General features: G+C 70.7%; 22 protein-coding genes. 13 read left to right on the top strand and 9 right to left on the bottom strand.

What is annotated here, in order from left to right; translation table 11 throughout:
• Positions 1-48 precede the first annotated feature (48 nt).
• The 3 genes from ACWDZ7_RS10840 to ACWDZ7_RS10850 all read right to left on the bottom strand — a co-directional run bounded on the left by ACWDZ7_RS10840 (position 49) and on the right by ACWDZ7_RS10850 (position 3,035).
• Complete coding sequence (locus ACWDZ7_RS10840; protein WP_451796353.1) at positions 49-867, bottom strand: thioredoxin domain-containing protein; 819 nt, start codon at positions 865-867, stop codon at positions 49-51.
• Positions 868-910: 43 nt separating this feature from the next.
• A complete protein-coding gene (locus ACWDZ7_RS10845; RefSeq protein WP_451796524.1) occupies positions 911-1,597 on the bottom strand; it encodes a hypothetical protein in 687 nt (228 codons plus the stop codon).
• A gap of 109 nt (positions 1,598-1,706) precedes the next feature.
• Entirely contained in the window at positions 1,707-3,035 is a 1,329-nt protein-coding gene (locus tag ACWDZ7_RS10850) for a DUF2252 domain-containing protein (RefSeq protein WP_451517963.1), read from the bottom strand.
• A gap of 259 nt (positions 3,036-3,294) precedes the next feature.
• Between ACWDZ7_RS10850 and dnaE the strand changes: the two genes are divergently transcribed.
• A complete protein-coding gene (gene dnaE, locus ACWDZ7_RS10855; RefSeq protein WP_451796354.1) occupies positions 3,295-6,837 on the top strand; it encodes a DNA polymerase III subunit alpha in 3,543 nt (1,180 codons plus the stop codon).
• Positions 6,838-6,924: 87 nt separating this feature from the next.
• Here dnaE and ACWDZ7_RS10860 read toward each other — a convergent pair whose 3' ends face one another.
• Positions 6,925-7,104: a hypothetical protein gene (locus tag ACWDZ7_RS10860; RefSeq protein WP_451517961.1), complete on the bottom strand. Its 180-nt coding sequence runs from the start codon at positions 7,102-7,104 to the stop codon at positions 6,925-6,927.
• Between the two features lie 337 nt (positions 7,105-7,441).
• Here ACWDZ7_RS10860 and ACWDZ7_RS10865 point away from each other — a divergent pair, with 337 nt between their 5' ends.
• From ACWDZ7_RS10865 to ACWDZ7_RS10880, 4 genes are all read left to right on the top strand, one after another.
• Positions 7,442-8,683, top strand: coding sequence for an NYN domain-containing protein (locus ACWDZ7_RS10865; RefSeq protein ID WP_451796355.1), 1,242 nt, complete (start codon positions 7,442-7,444; stop codon positions 8,681-8,683).
• A 63-nt stretch (positions 8,684-8,746) separates the two neighbouring features.
• Positions 8,747-9,781, top strand: coding sequence for an ABC transporter ATP-binding protein (locus tag ACWDZ7_RS10870; protein WP_451517959.1), 1,035 nt, complete (start codon positions 8,747-8,749; stop codon positions 9,779-9,781).
• A 135-nt stretch (positions 9,782-9,916) separates the two neighbouring features.
• On the top strand, positions 9,917-10,738 hold the full coding sequence (locus ACWDZ7_RS10875) for an ABC transporter permease (protein WP_451796356.1): 822 nt from the start codon (positions 9,917-9,919) through the stop codon (positions 10,736-10,738).
• A 34-nt stretch (positions 10,739-10,772) separates the two neighbouring features.
• On the top strand, positions 10,773-11,444 hold the full coding sequence (locus ACWDZ7_RS10880) for a DUF2567 domain-containing protein (protein ID WP_451796357.1): 672 nt from the start codon (positions 10,773-10,775) through the stop codon (positions 11,442-11,444).
• A gap of 168 nt (positions 11,445-11,612) precedes the next feature.
• Here ACWDZ7_RS10880 and ybaK read toward each other — a convergent pair whose 3' ends face one another.
• The 4 genes from ybaK to ACWDZ7_RS10900 form a co-directional block, all read right to left on the bottom strand.
• Entirely contained in the window at positions 11,613-12,113 is a 501-nt protein-coding gene (ybaK, locus tag ACWDZ7_RS10885; protein WP_451796358.1) for a Cys-tRNA(Pro) deacylase, read from the bottom strand.
• 61 nt (positions 12,114-12,174) lie between these two features.
• A complete protein-coding gene (locus tag ACWDZ7_RS10890; protein ID WP_451796359.1) occupies positions 12,175-12,921 on the bottom strand; it encodes an LON peptidase substrate-binding domain-containing protein in 747 nt (248 codons plus the stop codon).
• A gap of 2 nt (positions 12,922-12,923) precedes the next feature.
• On the bottom strand, positions 12,924-13,895 hold the full coding sequence (locus tag ACWDZ7_RS10895; protein WP_451796525.1) for a hypothetical protein: 972 nt from the start codon (positions 13,893-13,895) through the stop codon (positions 12,924-12,926).
• Positions 13,896-14,091: 196 nt separating this feature from the next.
• Entirely contained in the window at positions 14,092-15,606 is a 1,515-nt protein-coding gene (locus ACWDZ7_RS10900) for an oxidoreductase (RefSeq protein WP_451796526.1), read from the bottom strand.
• Positions 15,607-15,828: 222 nt separating this feature from the next.
• Here ACWDZ7_RS10900 and hisD point away from each other — a divergent pair, with 222 nt between their 5' ends.
• Genes hisD through hisF form a run of 8 tightly spaced genes read left to right on the top strand, consistent with a single transcriptional unit; the run spans position 15,829 to position 21,558 of the window.
• Positions 15,829-17,154, top strand: a complete 1,326-nt coding sequence (gene hisD, locus ACWDZ7_RS10905) for a histidinol dehydrogenase (protein WP_451796360.1) — start codon at positions 15,829-15,831, stop codon at positions 17,152-17,154.
• The gene (locus ACWDZ7_RS10910; RefSeq protein WP_451796361.1) at positions 17,130-18,257 is read left to right on the top strand and encodes a histidinol-phosphate transaminase; all 1,128 of its coding nucleotides are present in this window, start codon (positions 17,130-17,132) and stop codon (positions 18,255-18,257) included. The genes hisD and ACWDZ7_RS10910 overlap by 25 nt, the downstream gene beginning before the upstream one ends.
• The gene (gene hisB / locus ACWDZ7_RS10915) at positions 18,254-18,847 is read left to right on the top strand and encodes an imidazoleglycerol-phosphate dehydratase HisB (protein ID WP_451517952.1); all 594 of its coding nucleotides are present in this window, start codon (positions 18,254-18,256) and stop codon (positions 18,845-18,847) included. The genes ACWDZ7_RS10910 and hisB overlap by 4 nt, the downstream gene beginning before the upstream one ends.
• 3 nt (positions 18,848-18,850) lie before the next feature.
• Positions 18,851-19,015: a hypothetical protein gene (locus ACWDZ7_RS10920; RefSeq protein ID WP_055550328.1), complete on the top strand. Its 165-nt coding sequence runs from the start codon at positions 18,851-18,853 to the stop codon at positions 19,013-19,015.
• A gap of 17 nt (positions 19,016-19,032) precedes the next feature.
• Positions 19,033-19,692: an imidazole glycerol phosphate synthase subunit HisH gene (gene hisH, locus ACWDZ7_RS10925; RefSeq protein ID WP_451796362.1), complete on the top strand. Its 660-nt coding sequence runs from the start codon at positions 19,033-19,035 to the stop codon at positions 19,690-19,692.
• Positions 19,689-20,414, top strand: coding sequence for a bifunctional 1-(5-phosphoribosyl)-5-((5-phosphoribosylamino)methylideneamino)imidazole-4-carboxamide isomerase/phosphoribosylanthranilate isomerase PriA (priA, locus tag ACWDZ7_RS10930; protein ID WP_451517949.1), 726 nt, complete (start codon positions 19,689-19,691; stop codon positions 20,412-20,414). Before hisH ends, priA begins: the two co-directional genes overlap by 4 nt.
• Positions 20,411-20,806 carry a RidA family protein gene (locus tag ACWDZ7_RS10935; RefSeq protein ID WP_451796363.1) on the top strand — a complete coding sequence of 132 codons (396 nt, stop codon included), beginning with the start codon at positions 20,411-20,413 and terminating at the stop codon, positions 20,804-20,806. The genes priA and ACWDZ7_RS10935 overlap by 4 nt, the downstream gene beginning before the upstream one ends.
• On the top strand, positions 20,803-21,558 hold the full coding sequence (gene hisF / locus ACWDZ7_RS10940; protein WP_451796364.1) for an imidazole glycerol phosphate synthase subunit HisF: 756 nt from the start codon (positions 20,803-20,805) through the stop codon (positions 21,556-21,558). Before ACWDZ7_RS10935 ends, hisF begins: the two co-directional genes overlap by 4 nt.
• Before the next feature lie 10 nt (positions 21,559-21,568).
• Here hisF and ACWDZ7_RS10945 read toward each other — a convergent pair whose 3' ends face one another.
• Positions 21,569-22,204: a TIGR03085 family metal-binding protein gene (locus ACWDZ7_RS10945; protein WP_451796365.1), complete on the bottom strand. Its 636-nt coding sequence runs from the start codon at positions 22,202-22,204 to the stop codon at positions 21,569-21,571.
• Positions 22,205-22,254: the final 50 nt, after the last annotated feature.

Raw genomic sequence — 22,254 nt, forward strand, 5'->3', positions numbered from 1 at the left:
AGTTCGCCCGCTCTTTCGCCACTCGCCTCGTCGGTCCGCGGTGTTATGTCAGCCCTTGAGTGCCTTGTCGATCGCGGTCTTGTAGTCCTCGACCGTGCTGGGCGCGTTCTTCGAGCCCGGAGCGGTCAGCTGCTTGCCGTCCATGACGAAGGAGGGCGTGCCCTCGACGCCGTCCTTGTTGTCGTCGAACTTCTTCGACATCTCCAGGGCCCACCGGTCGTAGGTCCCCGCCTTGACGGCCTTCTTGAAGGCCGCGCTCTTCTTGAGCGCGGGCACCTCGTCGGCGACCTTCAGGAGGTACGAGTCGTTCTTGAACTTGTCGTCCTGCTCCGCGGGGTGGTTCTTCGCCGAGAAGAGCGCCTTCTTGTACGCGAGGAACGCGTCGTCGCTGACGTCCAGCGCCGCTCCCATCGCGCTGAGCGCGTTCCTGGAGCCTTCGCCCGGGATGTTCCGGTCGAGGAAGGTGGCGCCGATGAACTGGACCTTGTACTTGCCGTCCTTCAGGTCCTTCTCGACGGTCGGGCCGACGGTCTGCTCGAAGCTCGCGCAGATCGGGCAGCGCGGGTCCTCGTAGACCTTGAGGGTCTTCTTCGCGGAGTCCTTGCCGAGGACGACCGTCGTGCCGTTGGCGCCCGAGGTGTTCGCGGGCTTGACGAGCTTGTCGTCCTTGGCGGCGTCCCAGTAGTCGGGCTTGTTGGACTGCATCACGGCGTAGCCGACGCCGCCGGCGATCGCGAGGACGCCGACGATCGAGATGCCGACGATCACCGCGCGCTTGCGCTTCTCGCGCTTGCGCTCGGCCTCCTGCTGGGCGCGGATCCGCTCGCGGGCGGCGGACTTGGCGGCCTGGCTGTTGCGCTGGCTCATGATCTTTTTTCTCCGTGTGGGTGACTGCGTGGGGGCTTCGTGCTCAGGCGGGGACGGCCGAGCACGGCGGTCCACGCCGCCCCACGAAGTGCACGAGCAGCCGCGTGCGCGCGACCCGCTCCCGGCGCTCGGGACGCGGCGGGCGCCGTACGGGCGTACGCCAGGTGGTCACCGAGGCGACCGCGATCAGCAGCGGACGGAACGTGGCCGCGGTGACCGCGCGCAGCAGCTGGGCCAGTGCCCGCTCGCCGCGCCGCAGCCACGCCGCCGCGAGGAGGCCCACGCCGACGTGCGCGCCGAGCAGCAGCCAGGCGGCGCCCGGGTCGGCGTCCGCGAGCAGCGCCGCGGCGCCACCGTGGCCCTCGGCGGTCATCCGGGCCAGCGGGGTCCCGACGGGCGTCCCGCCGCACAGCACGTCGAAGCCGACGGAGCGCAGCGGGCCCGCCACCGGGCCGCCCGCCTCGCCGTAACAGACGTGCTGCCCGGCGGTGAACACCGTGTCGGCGGCCAGCTCCAGCGGGATCAGCAGGGCGGCGATCCGTCCGTAGCCGCGCTCGCGCCCCGCCAGCGCGTACGCGATGACGAAGACGGCGGCGGCGATCGCCGCGACGGTGGTCAGCGGCAGGGGGACCCGGGAGAGCAGCACGTGCGACGCGGCGGAGAGCGTCACGACGAGCGCCGTGAAGAGCGCCGCGCGCACGGCTCTGAGCTGGGTCCCGGATATGTCCATCGCGGAGGAGTGTGCCATGTGTTCCTGTAGGCGGTCCCTAAAGGGTCCCTAAGAGTTCCGCAAGAGTTCCGCGTGGAACTCATGGGGGCTCATATCGGGCGGCGGACGCTCACAGACCCGGAATCCGGCCGTTACGGAAGAGGTCGACGAAGATCTGGTGGTCGCCGCGCGCGCGTGCCCCGTAGGTGTGCGCGAACTCCACGAGCAGGTCCCCGAAGCCGGCCTCGTCGGCCGCGATCGCGGCGTCGATGGCGCGCTCCGTGGAGAACGGCACCAGGTCCGAGTGCCCGCTCTCGTCGTCCGCCGCGGCGTGCATCGTGGCGGTGGCACGGCCGAGGTCCGCGACGACCGAGGAGATCTCCTCCAGGTCGTCGATGTCCGACCAGTCCAGGTCCACCGCGTACGGCGACACCTCGGCGACCAGCTGCCCCGCGCCGCCCAGCTCCGTCCAGCCCAGCCACGGGTCGGCGTGCGCCTGGAGCGCGCGTTGCGAGATGACCGTGCGGTGCCCCTCGTGCTGGAAGTAGCCCCGCACCGCCGGGTCCGTGAGGTGACGCGAGACCGCCGGGGTCTGCGCCTGCTTGAGGTAGATCACGACGTCGTTCTCCAACGCGTCGCTGTTGCCCTCCAGGAGGATGTTGTACGAGGGCAGGCCCGCGGAGCCGATGCCGATGCCGCGCCGGCCCACGACGTCCTTCACGCGGTAGGAGTCGGGGCGGGTGAGGGAGGACTCCGGCAGCGTCTCCAGATAGCCGTCGAAGGCCGCGAGGACCTTGTAGCGCGTGGCGGCGTCGAGCTCGATGGAGCCGCCGCCCGGCGCGAAGCGGCGCTCGAAGTCGCGGATCTCGGTCATCGAGTCGAGCAGCCCGAAGCGGGTCAGGGAGCGCGCGTCGCGCAGCGCGTCCAGGAGGGGGCCCTGGGCGGTGTCCAGCGTGAAGGGCGGCACCTCGTCGCTCTTGGCGCCCGTCGCCAGGTCGTGGATCCGCTCGCGGTACGCCGCGGCGTAGATCCGCACCAGGTCGGAGATCTGCCCGTCGCTGAGCGCCTTGGAGTAGCCGATGAGGGCCACGGAGGCGGCGAAGCGCTTCAGGTCCCAGGTGAAGGGGCCGACGTACGCCTCGTCGAAGTCGTTGACGTTGAAGATCAGGCGGCCCTGGGCGTCCATGTACGTGCCGAAGTTCTCGGCGTGCAGGTCGCCGTGGATCCACACCCGGCCCGTGCGGTCGTCCAGGTACGGCCCGCCGTGCTGCTCGCGCTCCAGGTCGGCGTAGAACAGACAGGCCGTGCCGCGGTAGAACGCGAAGGCGGAGGAGGCCATCTTCCGGAACTTCACCCGGAACGCGGCGGGGTCCGCGGCAAGCAGCTCGCCGAACGCGGTGCCGAAGACGGCGAGGATCTGCTCGCCGCGCTCATCGGCCGTGGGCTGCGGGACCGACATCGCTGGGTGCCTCCTGGTACGGGGTCGTACGTGACAGTGGTGGTGATGTGGGGCCGGAGATTCCGCCCGTATGGGACAGGCGCTCCGTCCCTTCCAACGCACGACCGTACTCCCGAGTGCCCGCCCGCTGTCAGTGGCCCGGATTAGACTTCGTCGCTGTCCCCCCGGACTGCCCGCCACCTGTCTTCCACCCGTCGCCCGACCACCACCCCTGACCGAGGCGCTTCGCGCCGCAGCACTCATCCGGAGGCCTCCCGCCGTGACCAAGCCGCCCTTCACGCACCTGCACGTCCACACGCAGTACTCGCTTCTGGACGGTGCCGCGCGGCTCAAGGACATGTTCAACGCGTGCAATGAGATGGGCATGACGCATATCGCGATGTCCGATCACGGGAACCTGCACGGCGCGTACGACTTCTTCCATTCGGCGCAGAAGGCGGGCGTGACGCCGATCATCGGGATCGAGGCGTATGTGGCGCCGGAGTCGCGCAGGAACAAGCGGAAGATCCAGTGGGGCCAGCCGCATCAGAAGCGTGATGACGTGTCGGGTTCGGGTGGTTATACCCACAAGACGATCTGGGCGGCGAACAGCACGGGGCTGCACAATCTGTTCCGGCTCTCCTCGGACGCGTATGCGGAGGGCTGGCTGCAGAAGTGGCCGCGTATGGACAAGGAGACGATCTCGCAGTGGTCGGAGGGGCTGATCGCCTCCACCGGCTGTCCCTCGGGTGAGCTGCAGACCAGGCTTCGGCTCGGGCAGTTCGACGAGGCGGTGAAGGCGGCAGCCGAGTACCAGGACATCTTCGGCAAGGACCGGTATTTCCTGGAGCTGATGGATCACGGCATCGACATCGAGCGCCGGGTCCGTGAGGATCTGCTGCGGGTCGGCAAGAAGCTGGGTATTCCGCCGCTGGTGACGAATGACTCGCATTACACGTACGCGCATGAGTCGACCGCCCATGACGCGCTGCTGTGCATCCAGACCGGCAAGAACCTCTCGGACCCGGACCGCTTCCGCTTCGACGGGACGGGCTATTACCTGAAGTCGACCGATGAGATGTACGCGATCGACTCCTCGGACGCGTGGCAGGAGGGCTGCCGCAACACGCTGCTCGTCGCGGAGCAGATCGACACCACGGGGATGTTCGAGAAGCGCGACCTGATGCCGAAGTTCGACATCCCGGAGGGCTTCACCGAGGTCACCTGGTTCCAGGAGGAGGTCCGTCGCGGCATGGAGCGCCGCTACCCGGCCGGCGTCCCCGAGGACCGCCAGAAGCAGGCCGAGTACGAGATGGACATCATCATCCAGATGGGGTTCCCCGGGTACTTCCTGGTCGTCGCGGACTTCATCATGTGGGCCAAGAACAACGGCATCGCGGTCGGCCCCGGCCGAGGCTCCGCGGCCGGTTCGATCGTGGCGTACGCCATGGGCATCACCGACCTCGACCCGATCACGCACGGACTGATCTTCGAGCGGTTCCTCAACCCCGAGCGCGTCTCCATGCCCGACGTCGACATCGACTTCGACGAGCGCAGGCGCGTGGAGGTCATCCGGTATGTGACGGAGAAGTACGGCGCCGACAAGGTCGCCATGATCGGGACGTACGGAAAGATCAAGGCGAAGAACGCCATCAAGGACTCCGCGCGCGTGCTCGGATATCCGTACGCGATGGGCGACCGCCTCACCAAGGCGATGCCCGCCGACGTCCTCGGCAAGGGCATCGACCTCTCCGGCATCACCGACCCCAAGCATCCGCGCTACAGCGAGGCGGGCGAGATCCGGGGGATGTACGAGAACGAGCCGGACGTGAAGAAGGTCATCGACACCGCCAAGGGTGTGGAGGGCCTGGTCCGGCAGATGGGTGTGCACGCGGCCGGCGTGATCATGTCCAGCGAGCCGATCGTCGACCACGCGCCGCTCTGGACGCGGCACACGGACGGCGTGACGATCACGCAGTGGGACTACCCCCAGTGCGAGTCGCTCGGCCTGCTCAAGATGGACTTCCTGGGCCTGCGCAACCTGACCATCATGGACGACGCCGTCAAGATGGTGAAGGCCAACAAGGGCATCGACCTGGAGATGCTCTCGCTCCCGCTGGACGACCCGAAGACCTTCGAACTGCTCTGCCGCGGTGAGACGCTCGGCGTCTTCCAGTTCGACGGCGGCCCGATGCGCTCGCTGCTTCGCCAGATGCAGCCCGACAACTTCGAGGACATCTCCGCCGTCTCGGCCCTCTACCGGCCGGGCCCGATGGGCATGAACTCGCACACGAACTACGCCGAGCGCAAGAACGGCCGCCAGGAGATCACGCCGATCCACCCGGAGCTCGAAGAGCCCCTGAAGGAGACGCTGGGTCTCACCTACGGCCTGATCGTGTACCAGGAGCAGGTGCAGAAGGCCGCGCAGATCGTCGCGGGCTACAGCCTGGGCGAAGCCGACATCCTGCGCCGCGTGATGGGCAAGAAGAAGCCCGAGGAGCTGGAGAAGAACTTCGTCCTCTTCCAGGCGGGCGCCCGGAAGAACGGCTACTCCGACGCGGCGATCCAGGCCCTGTGGGACGTCCTGGTCCCCTTCGCCGGGTACGCGTTCAACAAGGCGCACTCCTCCGCGTACGGCCTGGTCACCTACTGGACCGCCTACCTGAAGGCGAACTACCCGGCCGAGTACATGGCCGCGCTGCTCACCTCGGTGAAGGACGACAAGGACAAGTCGGCCGTCTACCTCAACGAGTGCCGGCGCATGGGCATCAAGGTGCTCCCGCCGAACGTGAACGAGTCCGTGCACAACTTCGCCGCCCAGGGCGACGACGTGATCCTCTTCGGCCTGGAGGCCGTCCGCAACGTCGGCACGAACGTGGTGGAGTCGATCATCAGGTCGCGGAAGGCGAAGGGGAAGTTCACCTCCTTCCCCGACTACCTCGACAAGGTCGAGGCGACCGCCTGCAACAAGCGCACCACCGAATCGCTCATCAAGGCGGGCGCCTTCGACACGATGGGCCACACCCGCAAGGGACTGACCGCGCAGTACGAGCCGATGATCGACAACGTCGTCGCGGTCAAGCGGAAGGAAGCCGAGGGCCAGTTCGACCTCTTCGGCGGGATGGGCGACGAGAGCGGTGGCGACGAGCCGGGCTTCGGGCTCGACGTGGAGTTCTCCGAGGACGAGTGGGAGAAGACCTATCTGCTCGCCCAGGAGCGGGAGATGCTCGGTCTGTACGTCTCCGACCACCCGCTCTTCGGCCTGGAGCACGTGCTCTCGGACAAGGCGGACGCGGGCATCGGGCAGCTCACCGGCGGTGACTTCTCCGACGGCTCGGTCGTCACCATCGGCGGCATCATCTCGGGCCTCCAGCGCAAGATGACCAAGCAGGGCAACGCCTGGGCCATCGCCACCGTCGAGGACCTCGCCGGTTCCATCGAGTGCATGTTCTTCCCCGCGACGTACCAACTGGTGTCGACCCAACTCGTCGAGGACGCGGTGGTCTTCGTCAAGGGACGGCTCGACAAGCGCGAGGACGTGCCGCGGCTCGTCGCCATGGAGCTCCAGGTCCCCGACCTGTCGAACGCGGGCACCAACGCGCCCGTGGTGATCACGATCCCGACCGTCAAGGTGAGCCCGCCGATGGTCACCCGCCTCGGCGAGGTCCTCAGCCACCACCGGGGCAACAGCGAGGTGCGGATCAAGCTCCAGGGGGCGCAGAAGACCACGGTGCTGCGGCTCGACCGGCACCGCGTGAAGCCGGACCCGGCGCTCTTCGGTGATCTGAAGGTGCTGCTCGGCCCGTCCTGCCTGGCGGGCTGAACCAAGGAAGGCATGGAGCTGAAGTAAGCAAGGCACAGAGGGGCGCACCCGATTCGGGTGCGCCCCTCATATGTGCCTCAATGTGCGTCAGTTGTGACCGAAGCGACGCTGCTGCTTACGGGCAACATCGGCGGGGCTGCCCTGAGCGTGCGACTCCATCGGCGACTGGGCCTCGGTGGCGGCCTGCTTGGCCTGCTCCGATGCCCGTTCGGCCGCCGAGGCGCGGTTCTCCTGGCTGCCCTGCCTGCGATTCTTGTTCTTGGCCATGGTGATCTTCCTCCTGAGGGGGATCTGGGGGCCATGACGCGACCAGATTCACATAAGCCGACAAAGAGCGCATTTCGGGCAATTACCGTGCGTGATAGGACCTGTACGCGAGTGATGCGCCGATGCGCCACGCCGAAGATCGAGTTCCGGCCGTTAACCTCCGCCAGGTCGGGCAGACTCGAAGCAAACCCGACGCGGCCCCGCACCCGCACCCCTGATTCGTATCCGTCACAGGGTGTGTTCGCGGGCCTTCGAGGGAACGTCCAGGAACCTCCGGGCACTTTTCAGGAACGTCCGCCGAAGGCCGGAGAACCTCCAGGGAAAGAGGGTGGATCGCGTGGACCGCTGCATCGTCCTGGTAGATGCCGGGTATCTGCTGGGTGCCGCCGCGAGTCTCCTCGCGGGCGAACCGTCCAGATCCCGGATCACCGTCGATCACACCGCCCTGATCCAGGGCCTGCGCGAGCGCGCGGAATCCGACACCGAGCGGCCCCTGCTGCGCATCTACTGGTTCGACGGGGCCCCCGACCGCGTACCGCAGCCCGAGCACCGGCGGCTGCGCGTCATGCCGCGCGTCACGGTCCGCCTCGGCGCCCTGACCCGCAGCGACGGGCGGTGGGCGCAGAAGGGCGTGGACGCCGCGATGCACGCCGAGCTGACCGAGCTGGCCCGCAACCGCGCCTGCTCCGACATCGTGCTCGTCACCGGCGACGGGGATCTGCTGCCCGGAATGATGGCCGCCAAGGAACACGGCGTCGCCGTCCACCTCTGGGCCGTGCAGGCCGCCGACGGCGATTACAACCAGTCGGAGGACCTCGTCGCCGAGGCCGACGAGCGGCGCGTGCTCGACCGGGCGTGGATCACCAAGGCCGTACGCCCCAAGGAACTCACCGGCATCTGCGCGCCGCCGCCCGTGCCGCGCCCAGAGATCGCCGCGATCCTCTCCGCGCCGCTCCCGGAGTCCGCGCTCGCCGCCGCCGCCCAGCGCGCCGAGGAGGAGGCCGCCCCCGCCCGGCACGCCGACGCCACGACCAACGGCCGCGAGGCCGGCGAGCACCGCGGCGCCGCGAACAAGGGCGTGCCGACCCCCAAGGACCTCGCCGCGCTGCGCGGCCCCGGCACCCAGACCACCCATCACCCCACGAACGCGACGCTGCGCTGGTCCTCCGACAAGGGCTGGGTCGAACGGCCCGGCGGCGCGCCCGAGAGCCCCGAGGCCGCCGCCCTGCCCACCCTCGCCCAGCTGACGACGGCCGAGCAGCGCTGGGCGGACCGGGAGGAGGACATCACCACCGTCGGCGGTGACCCTTTTGAGGTCGGGCAGGTGTTCGCCCGGCGCTGGATGGCGCGCCTTCCCGAGCAGCACAACCTGCAGAAGCTGTCGACGATGTACCCCCGCATCCCGCACCGCATCGACGGCGAGCTGCTGCGCTACGCGGCACGCTTCGGTCTGCTCGCCCACAAGGACGACCAGATCGACGAGCACGACCGGTACGCGATCCGGGCCGGCTTCTGGCGGGAGGTCGACGTGCGGACGGCCGCCGAGCACGTGCCCGCGGGAGACCGGGCAGGTGACTGATACGGGGCGTACGGGGCGCCCCGGGCGTCGTCCGCGCCCGTGGACCCCGTAGGCTCGTCCTTCGTGAGTACGCGCCCGGCACCGGCAGTCCGACAGGGACTCCGTCAGGAACACGGCAGCGACGCCGTCTGCGCGGTGCGCGACCTGGTCAAGACCTACCCCGCGGCCCGCGGCAGACGCGGCAGGCCCGCGACGCCCGAGATCCGCGCCACCGACGGCATCTGCCTGACGGTCCGGCGCGGGGAGATCTTCGGGCTGCTCGGCCCCAACGGCGCCGGCAAATCCACCCTCGTACGCCAGCTGACCGGGCTGATGCGGCCCGACAGCGGCGGCGTCGACATCCTCGGGCACGACATCGTGCGCCACCCCGAGCGGGCCGCGCGGATTCTCGCCTACCTCGGGCAGGAGTCCACCGCGCTCGACGAGCTGACCGTGTCGCTCGCCGTCGAGACGACCGGACGGCTGCGCGGGCTCGACCTGCGCCGGGCGCGAGGGGAGCGGGACGCGGTCCTTGAGGAACTGGGACTTACGGCGCTGGCCTCGCGGCCGCTGAAGAAGCTCTCCGGGGGGCAGCGCAGGCTCGCCTGCTTCGCCACCGCGCTGGTGGGGGAGCGGCCGCTGCTCGTCCTGGACGAACCCACCACCGGGATGGACCCCGTCGCGCGGCGTGCCGTGTGGGCGGCGATCGACTGGCGCCGGGCCGAGCGCGGGACGACCGTGCTGCTCGTCACGCACAACGTCATCGAGGCGGAGACCGTGCTCGACCGGGTCGCCGTGCTCGACCAGGGGCGGGTCATCGCCTGTGACAGTCCGGCCGGGCTCAAGGAGCAGGTGGCGGACGAGGTGCGGGTGGAGCTGGTGTGGCGGGAACGGGCGCCGCTCGGCGTCCCTGAAGTGGCCGCGCTCCGCTCCCTTGCCGTCGAGTCGGGGCGGCGGTGGTCTCTGCGGCTCGCGCCCGATGAGGCGCGTGCGGCCGTCGCGGCGGTTACTGGCGGGGCCGCCTTTGCCGCGCTGGACGACTTCACGCTGGCCACGCCCAGTCTGGAGGACGTTTATCTCGCGTTGGGCGGGAGTGGGCGGGGGCTGGTGAAGGCGTGACTCTTGCTGAGGGCTTGTGGTGGGGGCCCTGCGCCGCCGCTTCGCGGCGGATGTCTCCCACTCACCCACCCGTTTGCCCCGCATCGAGCCATGGACGTAGGAACGACGTAGGAACAGTGACAGAGGGGTTCGTCGGTGAGTGCCGTTCCGCTTGAAGCCGTGGTGCGGGTCGAAGACCGGGACGAGCCGGTCCTCAGTGGGCCCGCGCCGCTCGGTGCGCGTGCCCGGCTGTTTCCCGCGCTCGCGGCCGTATACCGCGCCCAGCTCTCCCGCGCGCGGGTCGCCCGGATACCGCTGCTCTTCGTGGCGACCTTCCAGTCCGTCGGGATCATGATCCTGATGCGTGGTGTCGTCGACGGGGGCGGGGAGGCGCGGGCGGTCGTCGCCGGGTCGTCCGTGCTCGTTGTCGCGTTCGTCGCGCTCAATCTGCTCGCGCAGTACTTCGGGCAGCTCCGCGCCGACGGCGGCCTCGACCACTACGCCACGCTGCCCGTGCCGCCCGCCGCCGTGGTGCTGGGCGCCGCCGCCGCGTACGCCTCCTTCACGGTGCCCGGCACCGTCGTGACGGCGATCGTCGGATGCGGGCTCTTCGGGCTTCCGCTCACCCACCTGTGGGTGCTCCTCGCGGTGATCCCGCTGGCCGGCGCCGCCCTCGCGGGGCTCGGTGCCGCGCTCGGGCTGCTCGCGCCGCGGCCCGAACTGGCCACGCTGCTCGGCCAGATGGGCATGTCGGCGGCGCTGTTGCTCGGCGTGCTCCCGGCCGACCGTATGCCGCCCCTGTTGCAGTACGCGCGTGACCTGCTGCCGTCCACGTACGGAGTGGAGGCGTTCGCGCATACGTTCGGGCCGGACCCCGACTGGGCCGTCGTCGCCCTCGACCTCGCGGTCTGCGCGGGGGTCGGCGTCGCCTCGCTCACCGTCGCCACCTGGGCGTACCGCCGCGCGGCCGTCCGGTGACGCGCCGCACAGGCGGTACTGGCACGATGTGTGGGTGACCGCACCGCTGACACCCTCCCAACCGCCGCACGACCGATCCTCGAACGACCCCTGGCAGGTACCCGCGCAGCCGTCCGGAGCGATGCCTCCGCACGGCCACGAGGAGGACGGGCCCGGCATGAAGAAGGAACTGCTGCAGGCCGCAGCGATCATGGTCGTGGTGGCTCTCAGCGGCTTGGTGCTCGGTGCGCTGTGGATCTGGCTGGCGCCGCGCATCCCGCTCATCTCGGACGGCGAGGCGGTGTACCTCAAGGACACCGAGGGCGAACAGGCGATCGGTGTCGACGGAACGTTCACTCTGCTCGCGCTCGGCTTCGGCGCCGTCAGCGGCGTGGTCGCCTTCCTGGTGCGCAGGAGCGGCGGCATCGCGCTGGTCGCCGGGCTCGCGCTCGGCAGCCTGCTGGGCGCCCTGCTGGCCTGGAAGGCGGGGGGCATGCTCGGCCCCGACACGGACGTCGTCGCGCACGCCAAGGCCGTCGGCAAGGGCGTGGTCTTCAACGCACCGCTGGAACTCAAGGCCAAGGGCACACTCCTCGCCTGGCCGGTGGCCGCGCTGGCCGTGCACCTCGGCCTCACCGCGCTGTTCGGTCCGCGCGACCCCGAGCCGTACCCGATGGCCTACGGCGAGCCCTACGGGGGGCCGCACGGGGAGCCCCGCGACGTTTAGGCGGGGCGCTTTCCGTGGTTGGCCTTGCGCTTCTTCGCCCGCCACTTCCGCATGCGCGTCTTCTTCGACATGCCTTGGGTTATTAGTGCCGCCCCGCGCAGGTGTCGAGGGCACTTTCACGTCGTACGAGAACGAGAACGAGAACGAGGGCGAGGGCGCGGAGCACGGTCACGTCCTGGCGATCGGCGCCAGCACCGCCCCCGTCAGCTCCGCCAAGTCGCCCGGCGCCAGCTCCACCTCCAGGCCCCGGCGGCCCGCCGAGACACAGATCGTGGCGTACGCCGACGCCGAGTCGTCCAGGACCGTACGCAGCTTCTTGCGCTGGCCGAGCGGGGAGATGCCGCCCCGCACATAGCCCGTGGTGCGCTCGGCGGCCGCCGGGTCGGCCATCGCGGCGCGCTTTCCTGAGACGGCGGCGGCCAGCGCCTTCAGGTCCAGGGAGCCCGCGACCGGCACGACGGCGACGGTCAGCTCGCCGTCGACCTCGGCGACCAGCGTCTTGAAGACCCGGCCGGGGGAGACGCCCATGGCCTGCGCGGCCTCCTCGCCGTACGAGGGATGGGCGGGGTCGTGCTCGTAGGCGTGGACCGTGAAGGCGGCGCCCGCCGCGGTGAGCGCCACCGTCGCCGGGGTCCCGGCCGCCTGCTGCTTCCTCTGCTTCTTCGCCAAGGTGCTCGCCTTACGTGCTCGGGGCGTATGTGCTCAGGGCATACGTGCTCAGGGCCATACGTCAGTTGAGGCTGGTCGTCCCGCGCGTCAGGTCCGTCGCGGGCAGCGACGGCAGATTACGGATGATCGCGGTCTCGGCGCGCAGCAATTTCAGCTCGTCCCGCAGCCGCGACGCGGTGTCCGGCGCCTCCAGGAGCCGCTGCTTCGTCGGGGTGTCCAGGACGGCCGCCGCGGCGACCAGGTACGACACCACGGACGGCTCGTCCGGCAGCTCCGCCCCCGTCGCCAGTGAGCGCTCCCGCGCCCCGGCCAGCCGCTTCTGGTAGGCGCGGAAGGCGCGCAGGACACCTTCGGCGAGCGCGCCCGCGCCCTCGCCCGGCTCCTCCGGCACCTCATCGACCTCCGCGGTGAGGAAGGCGCCCGAGGCGTCGACGGAGCGGATCCGCACCCGAGCCGTGCCGGTGGCGAGGACCTCGAAGCCGCCGTCGGCGCGCTCCCTGATCGTCGCCGCGTCCGCCACGCAGCCCATGGCGTGGAAGGCCTTCAGCGGGTCGTCGCCGAAGCCCGCGGCGGGGCCCTGCTCGGGCGGCGCCGTCGGGTCGGGGAGGCCGGGCGCGCTCGGCGCCACCTCGGAGCCGTCGCGGATGGCGACGACGGCGAACTGGCGCTGCTCCTCCTCGGGGGTCTTGAGCAGTTCGCGCATCATGGCGCGATATCGCTCCTCGAAGACGTTCAGCGGCAGGACGAGGCCGGGGAACAGCACCGAGTTGAGCGGAAAGAGCGGAAGCCGGATGGTCACGACCGGCAAGCCTAATGCTCGTCGGAGCGCACGCGTCCGCGCGGCGGCCGCAGCGGGGTCATCGACGCCACTTCGATGCGTATGCCGTCACGCAGTTCCAGGAACTGGCCCAGTGGATCGTCGGCCATCCGGTCCCAGGGGAAGGACGTCGCGTACGGGCCGATGAGGCGCAGCTGTTCGAGGGCGTCGTCCCAGCGTTCCAGGCGGACCAGGACGTACGTGAGGAGGTTGCGGACCTCGGCGGGCCACGGGTCGCAGGGCCCGTACTCCCGGGAGAGGCCGATCGCGAGGTCGGCCGCCGCGTCCAGACGCTCGCGCGGCACACTCCCCGACGGACTGGTGAGGCAGGCGAACGCGGCCCGCGCGGGAAGCACCTGTATCAGCGAGCCGGGCAGCGCGTCCGAGGCGGCGCGCTCGGCGAAGTCGAAGCACTCGCGGTGCGAGCCGTACCAGGCGGCCGACAGGTACTGGAGGGCGGAGGCGTGGCAGCCGTAGTGGTACGAGGAGCGGCGCACCGCCTCTTCCCACAGCTGTTCGAAGACGGTGTGCGAAGCGTGGGTGCCGCGGGCGTGGTCCAGGGCGATCCGCCAGGGCACCGGGTCGCGCGGGTCGGCCTCGGCGGCGGCGGTGAGCAGCGGGCTCATCTCGCGCAGCAGCTCGGCGCGGGCCGGTGACTCCCAGCCGCGGACGACCGCCAGCTCGGCCTTGACGAGCAGGGCGTCCGGGTCGTGCGGTGACGCGCCGAGCCAGTCGTCGAACCACTCGGGGCGGGAGCGGGCGAAGGCGGCGAGCCGGGTGGTGTAGCGGTCGCGGTTCTCCCACTCGGCGGCCTCGCGGGTGGTGGCGAGCAGCTTGGCCGCCGGGCCGTGGTCGCCGCGCCCGGCGGCGACGAGCGCGGGGGCGAGCCGCTCGTCGGGCACGTCGAGGAGTACCTCGTCGTCCGGCGGCAGCCCGGCGGCGAGCCGGGGGGTGTGCCGGACCATGCGGGCGGTACGGATGAAGGCACGCAGCACCGTGCCCTCCTTTGGGCCTCAACCGGCGTCGCGCTCGCGCGGGTGCCGGTCACCGTCGTGGTTGCTCAATTGTTGGTCGCGCAGGGAGGACGGTCAAAGGGGGGCGAAGGTTGCCCGTGGCCGGATAACGGTTCGGCCGCGGGCCCCGCCCGGAACGCGGCGGACGTCAGTTGCGCCGCAGCAGCCGCGTCGCGCCCGCCGCCACCGTCGTCGCCAGGACCCAGCCGAGCAGGATCAGCGCGGTCGAGAACCACTGCCAGCCGCCGCCCAGCTGCCAGTAGCTGTCCTGGCCGAGGTTGATCACGGGCAGCAGCAGGTCGAGGGAGAAGAGCGCCGGGTTCCAGTTGGGGTGCTCGCCCGGTTTGATCGCCGGGTGTTCCGCGTGCGAGAACGCCACCGCGCTGATCGCCCACAGCACCGCCATCCAGACCGCCGCGCGGCCCGGCCGGTAGCCGTACGCGACCGTCCAGTCCTGCGCGTACCCCCACAGCTTCGCCGCCAGCGGCAGCGTCTCGCGGCGTCTGCGCTGCTTGGCGAGGAGTACCTCCCGGGCGTCGGCGTCCTCGCCGCCCTCACGGAGCACGGCGGCCAGCTTCTCGTACGGCTCGGGGTTGTACTCGGCGGTCGCCGCCGCCACCCAGCTCAGCCGCCGGGAGAGCGGGAAACTGCCTTGCGGGACGAGGTTCTCGTAGCTGAAACCGCCCATCTGGAGGCTGCCGGGGCCGGGCCAGCTGGCCGCCCTGTCGATCAGGTTGACGACCTTGGCGCCGGACAGGACGACCTTGCCGAGCCGCGGCGCCTCGCCGAGGAAGCGCAGCTCGGGCGTCTGGACGCGGCGCAGCGAGATCTCCTGGTCGTGTCGGAGCGTGAAGCGGGCCTGCGCGAAGTCGATGGCGTCACCGAAGCGGCCGTCGTCGAGACGGATGCCGCCCTCGCACTCGAAGCGCTGCACACGGGTGCCGCGCGCCGGCGTCGTGCCGCTGGTCTGCGGCGGATTGCCGACGGCGGCCGGGGTCAGATACAGCGTGCGCTCGACGGTGAGCTGCGGGGCGTTGAGCGCGTACCGCCCGTACTGGTTGATCAGCCTGCTGCCGCGCAGGCTCAGCGAGACGCCGACCTTCGCGCCGCGCAGGCTCAGCTCGCCGTGCGACTCCATCATCTCGGCCTGGAGGTCCTGCCCGACGGCGAGGCCGTCGCCGGTGATCGAGCGGCCGCGCCGGTCGCGGTAGACCACCGCCTGGTTCAGGAGCAGGTCGGTGCCGATCTGGGCGTCGGTGAGGCGGATGCCGTTGTGGACCCGGCAGCGCGGCAGGTGCAGATCGCCCTCCGTGTGCAGCCGGGCCGCTTCCAGGCGCGGGATCGAGCAGTCGACGAGCCGCAGCGTGGCGAAGCGGGACTCGGGCAGCAGGACTTCCTTCTCGAAGCGGCAGTGCTTCATCTCGGTGTACGGGACGACGGTCCCGCCCGCGAGATCGAGCACGTCGGTGATCTGTACGCCCGCCAGCTTCAGCGAGGAGACGCGGCCCGCCAGCGCGGGCGGCCCGTCGAGCAGCAGCCAGCACACGATGCGCCCCCGCACACTGCGCTCGGGACCCCAGGGATGCCCGCCGTGCGGATCGTCCGCCGCGGCGTCGCCCGACCTGAGGTCGTAGACGCTGCCGTTGCGGAAGGCCTGCCACATGCCGATCTCCGCGGCGGTCAGCCCGTCCGGCGGGTCACCGGCGGCGGAGTCGTCGACCACTGCTTCCGTCCTCCTCGTCGCGGTGTACTGATGCGTCGTACACCCGTTTCATGCCCGCTGTGTGACCGGCTGAACGCTAATGGTGAACGCGGTGTTCCGGGGTTCATATCAGCCAGTGATACGGCGACCGGCGCCGAAAGAAGGTCTGAGAGAATTGGCCATGTGATCTCTCGAATCGATCTGCGCGGCGACGCCCTCCCCGAGGGCCCCGCCCTGCGCGCTCTGCTGCCCCGTGCCGACTTCGACGTCGCTGCCGCCCTGGAGAAGGTGCGGCCGATCTGCGAGGACGTGCATCATCGCGGCGACGCGGCGCTGATCGAGTACGCGGAGAAATTCGACGGCGTACGCCTGGACCAGGTCCGGGTGCCCGCGGCGGCGCTGGCCGAGGCGCTGACCGGTCTCGACCCCGCCGTGCGCGAGGCCCTGGAGGAGTCGATCCGCCGGGCCCGTCTCGTCCACCGCGCGCAGCGCCGTACGACGCACACGACCCAGGTCGTGCCCGGCGGATCGGTGACCGAGAAGTGGGTGCCGGTCGACCGGGTCGGGCTGTACGCGCCCGGCGGCCGGTCCGTGTATCCGTCCTCCGTGATCATGAACGTCGTCCCGGCCCAGGAGGCCGGCGTGGAGTCGATCGCCCTCGCCTCCCCGGCGCAGGCCGAGTTCGGCGGTCTGCCGCACCCGACGATCCTCGCCGCGTGCGCCCTGCTCGGTATCGACGAGGTGTACGCGGCGGGCGGCGCCACCGCCGTCGCGATGTTCGCGTACGGCACCGAGTCCTGCCCGCCCGCCAACATGGTGACCGGCCCCGGCAACATCTGGGTCGCCGCCGCCAAGCGCTACTTCACCGGCAGGATCGGCATCGACGCCGAGGCAGGACCGACCGAGATCGCCGTCCTCGCCGACGACACCGCCGACCCGGCGCACGTCGCGTCCGACCTGATCAGCCAGGCCGAGCACGACCCGCTCGCGGCCGCCGTCCTCGTCACCGACTCCGCGGCGCTCGCGGACGCGGTCGCCAAGGAGCTGGAGCCGCAGGTCGCCGCGACCAAGCACGTCGAGGACCGGATCGTGCCCGCGCTCGAAGGCCGCCAGTCCGCGATCGTCCTGGTCGACGGCCTGGAGGAGGGGCTGCGGGTCGTCGACGCGTACGGCGCCGAGCACCTGGAGATCCAGACCGCCGACGCCGCCGCCCTCGCGGAGCGCGTCAGGAACGCGGGCGCGATCTTCGTCGGCCCCTGGGCGCCGGTCTCCCTCGGCGACTACTGCGCGGGCTCCAACCACGTCCTGCCGACCGGCGGCTGCGCCTGCCACTCCTCGGGCCTGTCCGTCCAGTCGTTCCTGCGCGGCATCCACATCGTCGACTACTCGCGCGAGGCGCTCGCCGACGTCGCCCACCACGTGGTGACGCTCGCCGAGGCGGAGGACCTGCCGGCGCACGGCGCGGCGATCAAGGCGAGGTTCGGATGGAAGGTACCGGAGAGCAAGTGACCGACATTGACGACCTTCCCGTCCGCGACGAGCTGCGCGGCAAGTCCCCCTACGGCGCCCCCCAGCTCGACGTACCCGTACGCCTGAACACCAACGAGAACCCCTACCCGCTCCCCGAGCCGCTCGTCGAGCGCATCGCCGAGCGGGTCCGCGAGGCCGCCCGCGACCTCAACCGCTACCCCGACCGGGACGCGGTCGAGCTGCGCACCGAACTGGCCCGCTACCTCACGCGCACCACCGGCCACGAGGTCACCCGCGCCAACGTCTGGGCGGCCAACGGTTCGAACGAGGTCATCCAGCAGCTCCTGCAGACCTTCGGCGGCCCCGGCAGGACGGCCATCGGCTTCGAGCCCTCGTACTCGATGCACGGTCTGATCGCGCGCGGCACGGGCACGGCCTGGATCTCGGGGCCGCGCCACGACGACTTCACGATCGACGTGGAGGCGGCGACGAAGGCCATCGCCGACAACCAGCCGGACGTCGTCTTCATCACGACACCCAACAACCCCACGGGCAACGCCGTCCCGGCCGAGACGGTCCTCGCGCTCCACGAAGCCGCGCAGGCCGCCAAGCCGTCGATGGTGGTCGTGGACGAGGCGTACGTCGAGTTCAGCCACGGCGACTCGCTGCTCCCGCTGATCGAGGGGCGGCCGAACCTCGTCATATCGCGGACCATGTCCAAGGCCTTCGGCGCGGCCGGTCTGCGCCTCGGCTATCTCGCCGCCCACCCGGCGGTCGTCGACGCCGTGCAGCTGGTGCGCCTGCCGTACCACCTGTCGGCCGTCACCCAGGCCACGGCGCTCGCCGCCCTGGAGCACACCGACACGCTCCTGAAGTACGTGGAGCAGCTCAAGGCCGAGCGCGACCGCCTCGTCACCGAGCTGCGCGCGATGGGCTACGAGGTGACGGACTCCGACGCGAACTTCGTGCAGTTCGGCAGGTTCCCGGACTCCCACCAGATGTGGCAGCGGATCCTCGACCGGGGCGTCCTGGTCCGGGACAACGGCGTACCGGGGTGGCTGCGGGTCTCCGCGGGAACCCCCGACGAAAACGACGCGTTCCTCGATGCGGTACGCGAACTCAAGAAGGAGCAGGGCGCATGAGCCGCGTAGGACGGGTCGAACGGACCACGAAGGAGACGTCGGTCGTCGTCGAGATCGATCTCGACGGCACCGGAAAGGTCGATGTGTCGACCGGGGTCGGCTTCTACGACCACATGCTCGACCAGCTCGGCCGCCACGGCATGTTCGACCTCACGGTCAAGACCGAGGGCGACCTGCACATCGACACGCACCACACCATCGAGGACACCGCGCTCGCGCTCGGCGCCGCCTTCAAGCAGGCCCTCGGCGACAAGGTCGGCATCTACCGCTTCGGCAACTGCACGGTCCCGCTCGACGAGTCGCTGGCCCAGGTGACCGTCGACCTGAGCGGCCGCCCGTACCTCGTGCACACCGAGCCCGAGAACATGGCGCCCATGATCGGCTCGTACGACACGACGATGACCCGGCACATCCTGGAGTCCTTCGTCGCGCAGGCGCAGATCGCCCTGCACGTCCACGTGCCGTACGGGCGCAACGCCCACCACATCGTGGAGTGCCAGTTCAAGGCCCTGGCCCGCGCGCTGCGCTACGCCTCGGAGCGCGACACGCGCGCGGCCGGAATCCTTCCCTCCACGAAGGGCGCGCTGTAACCCATGACGGGCCTCAACACCATCCTCATCGTCGTCGGTCTCTTCCTGATCGGCGGCATCATCTCCTTCGTCAAGCAGGGGATGCCCAAGAGCCTGATCACGCTGCTCTCCATCGGCGCGGTGATGTGTCTGGCGGCGGGCATCCTGCGGCTCGACTACTGGAACTGACGGGAGGCGTACGCGACATGAGCACTCCCCAGAAGAAGGCTCCCCAGAAGAAGGTCGTCGTCTTCGACTACGGCTTCGGCAACGTCCGCTCCGCCGAGCGCGCCCTCGCGCGCGCGGGAGCCGACGTCGAGATAACGCGCGACTACGACAAGGCCATGAACGCCGACGGCCTGCTCGTGCCCGGCGTCGGCGCCTTCGCCGCCTGCATGCGGGGCCTGAAGGAAGCGCGCGGCGACTGGATCGTCGGACGCCGCCTCGCCGGTGGCCGCCCGGTGATGGGCATCTGCGTGGGCATGCAGATCCTCTTCGCGCGCGGCATCGAGCACGGCGTCGAGACCGAGGGCCTGGACGAGTGGCCAGGCACGGTCGAGCCGCTGAAGGCCGAGATCGTCCCGCACATGGGCTGGAACACCGTCCAGGCCTCGGCGGGGTCCACGCTCTTCAAGGGCCTGGACGACGACGCCCGCTTCTACTTCGTGCACTCCTACGCCGTGCACCACTGGTCCCTCGAAGTCGCGAACCCGGCGATGCGCGCCCCGCACGTCACCTGGTCCACGCACGGCGAGCCCTTCGTCGCGGCCGTCGAGAACGGCGCCCTGAGCGCCACGCAGTTCCACCCCGAGAAGTCCGGCGACGCCGGCGCCCAGCTCCTCACCAACTGGATCGGAACCCTGTGAGCACCCTCGAACTCCTCCCCGCCGTCGACGTCCGCGACGGCCAGGCCGTACGCCTCGTCCACGGCGAGTCCGGCTCGGAGACCTCCTACGGCTCCCCGCTGGAGGCCGCCCTCGCCTGGCAGCGGTCGGGCGCCGAGTGGCTGCACCTGGTGGACCTGGACGCGGCGTTCGGCACCGGTGACAACCGCGAGCTGATCGCCCAGGTCGCGGGGGCCATGGACATCAAGGTCGAGCTGTCCGGCGGCATCCGCGACGACGCCACGCTGGCCGCCGCGCTCGCCACCGGCTGCACCCGCGTCAACCTCGGCACGGCCGCCCTGGAGACCCCCGAGTGGGTCGCCAAGGTCATCGCCGAGCACGGCGACAAGATCGCGGTCGGTCTCGACGTACGCGGCACGACGCTGCGCGGCCGCGGCTGGACCCGCGACGGCGGCGACCTCTACGAGACCCTGGAGCGCCTCGACTCCGAGGGCTGCGCGCGCTACGTGGTCACGGACATCGCCAAGGACGGCACACTCCAGGGCCCGAACCTGGAGCTGCTGCGCAACGTGTGCGCGGCGACGGACCGCCCGGTGGTCGCCTCCGGCGGGGTGAGCAGCCTCGACGACCTGCGCGCCATCGCCGAGCTCGTCCCGCTCGGCGTCGAGGGCGCCATCGTCGGCAAGGCGCTGTACGCGAAGGCGTTCACGCTGGAGGAAGCACTGGAGGCCGTGTCGCGATGAGTGGCGTACGACGAGTGCAGAGCGGCAGCCCGTGGGAGGAGGCCTTCGGCTTCGCCCGGGCCGTCGAGGCGGGCGACCGGGTCGTGGTCGGCGGCACCACGTCCTTCAAGGGCGACATCCTGTACGGCGAGGGCGACCCCTACGAGCAGACGCGGGTCGCCATGGCCAACGCGCTGGAGGCGATCGCCCAGTTCGGGCTCGGCCCCGAGTCCGTGATCGCCGTGCGCCTCCTCATCACCCACGCGCGGGACGTCGACGCGGTGGGACGTGCGCACAAGGAGGTCTTCGACGCCGTGCGCCCGGTGATGACCCTGGTGGTCGTCTCCGGCTTCGTCGACTCGCGCCTCCTCGTCGAAGTGGAGCTGGAAGCCTTCCGAGGAGCCCCCGCATGACCCTCTCCGTACGCGTGATCCCCTGCCTCGACGTGGACAACGGCCGCGTCGTCAAGGGCGTCAACTTCCAGAACCTGCGCGACGCGGGCGACCCCGTCGAGATGGCCAAGGTGTACGACGCCGAGGGCGCCGACGAGCTGACCTTCCTGGACATCACCGCGTCGTCCGGCAACCGCGAGACGACGTACGACGTGGTCCGCCGCACCGCCGAGCAGGTCTTCATCCCGCTCACGGTCGGCGGTGGTGTACGCGCCGCCGAGGACGTCGACAAGCTGCTGCGCGCGGGCGCGGACAAGGTCGGCGTGAACACGGCGGCGATCGCCCGCCCCGACCTGATCCGCGAGATCGCCGAGCGCTTCGGCCGCCAGGTCCTCGTCCTCTCGGTGGACGCGCGGCGCACGCCGTCCGGCTCCTTCGAGGTGACGACCCACGGCGGCCGCGAGTCCGCCGGGATCGACGCCGTCGAATGGGCGCACCAGGCCGCCGATCTTGGCGCGGGCGAGATCCTGCTCAACTCGATGGACGCCGACGGCACCAAGGACGGCTACGACATCGAGATGATCGCGGCCGTACGCAAGCACGTCACGGTCCCCGTCATCGCCTCCGGCGGCGCGGGCCGCCTGGCCCACTTCCCCCCGGCGATCGCGGCGGGCGCGGACGCGGTCCTCGCGGCGTCGGTCTTCCACTTCGGTGATCTGCGGATCGGCGAGGTGAAGGAGACGCTACGAGAGGCCGGGCACCCGGTGCGGTAGGTCGTCCTCTCTACAGCCCCAGCTGCTTCGTCTCGTGCAGGGCGGCGATCGCGGCCTTGTCCCCCTCCAGGGCCACGTCCGCGACGTCCTGCCTGCCGTAGGCGAACAGCAGCAGCTCGGGAGGCTCGCCCGTCGCCGTCACCACCGGGGTGCCCCGGTGCGCCACCGCCGTCTGGCCGTTCGGGCGGCGCAGGACCAGGCCCACCGGGGCCTTGCGGCCGACCAGGCGGGCCGTCCGTTCCAGGCGGGACCACAGGGCGTCGGAGAAGACCGGGTCTAGGTCGCGCGGGGTCCAGTCGGGCCGCGCGCGGCGCACGTCCTCGGTGTGGATGTAGAACTCGACGGCGTTCGACGCCTCGTCCACCTGCTTGAGGCTGAAGGGCGAGAAGCGCGGTGGCCCGGTCCTGATCAGCTGGATCAGCTCTTCGTACGGCTTCGCGGCGAACTCCGCCTGCACCCGCTCCAGGCGCCCCGCGAGCTGCTTGATCAGGATCCCGCCCGCGGCGTCCGCGCGGCGCTCGCGCACCACCACGTGGGCCGCGAGATCGCGGGTCCTCCAGCCCTCGCACAGGGTGGGGGCCTCGGGCCCCTCCGCCTCCAACAGGTCGGCGAGGAGAAGGCGTTCACGCTTGGCATGGGTCGACATGTGAGCAAGCCTACGACCACCCGCCCGGTCCGGACAGTGGACGCACGCCG

This window comes from Streptomyces sp. NPDC003032 (genome assembly GCF_053591415.1).

Excerpts from the sequence above, each read along its gene's own strand:
- ACWDZ7_RS10840 (WP_451796353.1), bottom strand. The coding sequence starts at position 867 with ATGAGCCAGCGCAACAGCCAGGCCGCCAAGTCCGCCGCCCGCGAGCGG.
- ACWDZ7_RS10845 (WP_451796524.1), bottom strand. The coding sequence starts at position 1,597 with ATGGACATATCCGGGACCCAGCTCAGAGCCGTGCGCGCGGCGCTCTTC.
- ACWDZ7_RS10850 (WP_451517963.1), bottom strand. The coding sequence starts at position 3,035 with ATGTCGGTCCCGCAGCCCACGGCCGATGAGCGCGGCGAGCAGATCCTC.
- ACWDZ7_RS10860 (WP_451517961.1), bottom strand. The coding sequence starts at position 7,104 with ATGGCCAAGAACAAGAATCGCAGGCAGGGCAGCCAGGAGAACCGCGCC.
- ACWDZ7_RS10895 (WP_451796525.1), bottom strand. The coding sequence starts at position 13,895 with ATGGTCCGGCACACCCCCCGGCTCGCCGCCGGGCTGCCGCCGGACGAC.
- ACWDZ7_RS10900 (WP_451796526.1), bottom strand. The coding sequence starts at position 15,606 with ATGTGGCAGGCCTTCCGCAACGGCAGCGTCTACGACCTCAGGTCGGGC.
- ACWDZ7_RS10910 (WP_451796361.1), top strand. The coding sequence starts at position 17,130 with ATGGAAGGTACCGGAGAGCAAGTGACCGACATTGACGACCTTCCCGTC.
- hisB (WP_451517952.1), top strand. The coding sequence starts at position 18,254 with ATGAGCCGCGTAGGACGGGTCGAACGGACCACGAAGGAGACGTCGGTC.
- ACWDZ7_RS10920 (WP_055550328.1), top strand. The coding sequence starts at position 18,851 with ATGACGGGCCTCAACACCATCCTCATCGTCGTCGGTCTCTTCCTGATC.
- hisH (WP_451796362.1), top strand. The coding sequence starts at position 19,033 with ATGAGCACTCCCCAGAAGAAGGCTCCCCAGAAGAAGGTCGTCGTCTTC.
- ACWDZ7_RS10935 (WP_451796363.1), top strand. The coding sequence starts at position 20,411 with ATGAGTGGCGTACGACGAGTGCAGAGCGGCAGCCCGTGGGAGGAGGCC.
- hisF (WP_451796364.1), top strand. The coding sequence starts at position 20,803 with ATGACCCTCTCCGTACGCGTGATCCCCTGCCTCGACGTGGACAACGGC.
- ACWDZ7_RS10945 (WP_451796365.1), bottom strand. The coding sequence starts at position 22,204 with ATGTCGACCCATGCCAAGCGTGAACGCCTTCTCCTCGCCGACCTGTTG.